The 1,766-nt window shown below is 72.0% G+C and carries 2 protein-coding genes; one reads left to right on the plus strand and one right to left on the minus strand.

The annotated features are described in order from the left end of the window. Positions 1 to 539, plus strand: a 539-nt coding sequence (locus tag ADX84_RS25055) for an FAD-dependent oxidoreductase (RefSeq protein ID WP_049579962.1), incomplete at its 5' end; no start/stop codon positions are given. Positions 540 to 613: 74 nt separating this feature from the next. Here ADX84_RS25055 and ADX84_RS25060 read toward each other — a convergent pair. Next, the coding region (locus ADX84_RS25060; protein ID WP_049579964.1) for a metallophosphoesterase family protein at positions 614 to 1,766 on the minus strand (1,153 nt) is incomplete at its 5' end.

Genomic DNA, 1,766 nt, shown 5'->3' on the forward strand with positions numbered 1-1,766 from the left:
GGTGGGAGGTGCGTGATGAGCCGGTGGCGGTGGTGGCCGACGGCCCGGTGGCGGTGCACGCCGGACTGCTGTGGCGGCAGTGGACCGATCGGGTGACGGTGTTCGCCGACCCCGACCGGGACATGGGCCCGCAGGGGCGGGAGAAGCTGCTGGCACGCGGGGTCACCGTGGTCGACACCCCGGTCCGGGCGGTGGAGTCCGACGAGCGGGGGGTGAGCGGGGTGCGCACGCGCGACGGCACTGTGGTTTCGGTGCGTGCGGTGGTCGTGCCCACGTTCATGCGTGCGCGTTCGGGGCTGCTGAGCGATCTGGGGGTGGCGGTGAGCGAGCAGCGGATGGGTGAGCACGTCATGGGCACCCACGTGGAGGTGGACGCGATGGGTGCGACCTCGGTGCCCGGGGTGTGGGCGGCGGGCAACGTCACCTCGCTGAGTGAGCAGGTGATCGGGTCGGCCGCGGCGGGTAACCGGGCGGGGGCGGCGATCAACGCCGACCTGGTCATGGCCGAGGCCCAGTCGGCTCTGGAGCGGGTCCACTAGGCCCCCGGGAACGGGGCGGGGGCGCCCGAGCCGCCCGCACGCGGCTTCGGGCGCCCCCCAGGGGCAGGGTCCGGTCAGGACGTGGTGGTCACGCGTTTGCCCTGGTCGTCCTTGGCGATGGTGAAGGAGTCCACGACTCGGCCGTCGGCGGTGCGCGCGACGTACTCCAGGGTGGGGCCGTCCACTTCCACGGTCTGGAAGGTCTGGGTGTCGGTGAGCTGGACGCGGGCCTCGGCGCCGTTCGCGGTCCAGTTGTCGTCCCGGGCGTCGTACATCTTGGGTCCGGTGACCGTGACCGCGTACACCGGGCCGGTGTGGGTGTGGGGGTCCTCGGTGCGGTTCGCGGTCAGGTTGCCGCGGCTGTAGGAGTGGTCGTGGCCCTGGAGGACCAGGTCCACGTCGTGCTTCTCCAAGGTCGGGAGCCAGGACTCGCGCAGGGGCGCGTTGTCGCGGCCGGGGCTGTTGGAGAAGACCGGGTGGTGGAAGGTGACCACGGTCCACGGGTGGGGGTTGTCGTCCAGGACCTGGTCGAGCCATTCCTGCTGGGTGTCCAGCCACGCGCCGGGACGCAGCGGGGTGGTGTTGCGGTAGTTGGAGTTCAGGACCACGAACCGGACGCCCTGGTAGTCGGTGTGGTAGACGGTCTCGTTCAGGTCGGCGCCCTGGGTGGGGCCGTTGCCCGCGCCGGGGAACTGCGGGGTCCAGTGGTCGCTGAGGTTGGTGCCGGAGTACTCGTGGTTGCCGGGGGCGGTCACGTGGTTGATGCCGCCGGTGGTCGGGGTGCCGAAGGCGTCGTACCACTCTCCCCACTGGGAGTCGCTGTTGGCGTGGTCGATCAGGTCTCCGGCGTGCACGGCGAGTTCGGCGTCGGGTGCGGCGGCCAGGGCGGCGCGTACCACCGGGGCGGCGCCCGAGGTGATGTCGTTCTGGATGTCGCCGAAGTACAGGAAGCTGAAGGGGTCGGCGTCCTGGGAAGCGGTGGTGAAGGTGTGCCAGTCGCCGACGGTGCGGTCGCCGTCGCCCACCCGGTAGCGGTAGGTGGTGTCGGGGGTCAGGCCGGTGGCGGTGGCGGCGTAGTGGGTGCCGCCCGCGTGGCCGCTGATGTGCCCTGGGACGTGGGTGACCTGGTCGGGGTCGGTGGTGGGGTGGATCTCCAGGACGGCGTCGGGGCCGTGGTCGGCGCGCCAGGTCACGGTCTGGGAGGTGGCCGGGTCGGCGGTGGCGCAT

Source organism: Nocardiopsis sp. SBT366 (genome assembly GCF_001083815.1).
Lineage (GTDB): Bacteria > Actinomycetota > Actinomycetes > Streptosporangiales > Streptosporangiaceae > Nocardiopsis > Nocardiopsis prasina.